At 38.5% G+C, this 535-nt stretch carries 1 pseudogene; it reads left to right on the top strand.

Annotated features, from left to right (window positions below):
- Nucleotides 1–2: 2 nt before the first annotated feature.
- Nucleotides 3–535: pseudogene (locus Q1X33_RS16615) on the top strand (ISL3-like element ISEfa11 family transposase); the annotation flags it as partial.

Below are 535 nucleotides of genomic sequence, written 5' to 3'. Positions count from 1 at the left end.
TGATTACAGAGGTCTCTTACGAGACCCTTCAGAAGAAAAAGACGTTGGTCGTCGATGCTGTTCTCTCGCCTACTCCTCGTGCTTGTAGAAGTTGTGGTTCTACTGTGGTAGATGGAAACGGGAAAGCAATTATAGTGAAAAATGGAAAAAAGGAAACGATTGTCCGTTATGAACAATACAATCATATGCCTTTGGTTATGCGCCTAAAAAAGCAACGCTATACCTGTAAAAACTGTCGCACCCATTGGACGGCTCAAAGTTATTTTGTCCAACCCAGACATTCAATCGCAAATCATGTTAGATATAAAATTGCTTCTTTACTGACTGAAAAAGTATCTTTATCTTTTATTGCGAAAAGCTGTCAGGTATCTTTGACCACCGTTATTCGTACATTGAAAGAGTTTAAAAGCTATTTGCCAAAGCAATCTAAGAAGATTCTCCCCAGAGTATTGATGGTTGATGAATTTCGTTCGCATGCTTCCATAGAAGATAAGATGAGCTTTATTTGTGCAGATGGCGAAACAGGAAAATTAAT

Origin of the sequence: Enterococcus sp. B2E4 (assembly GCF_030499455.1) — a bacterium.
Lineage (GTDB): Bacteria > Bacillota > Bacilli > Lactobacillales > Enterococcaceae > Enterococcus_D > Enterococcus_D casseliflavus.
Note: the sequence above shows the minus strand (reverse complement) of the source record. Positions and strands in the feature narration are given on the sequence as shown.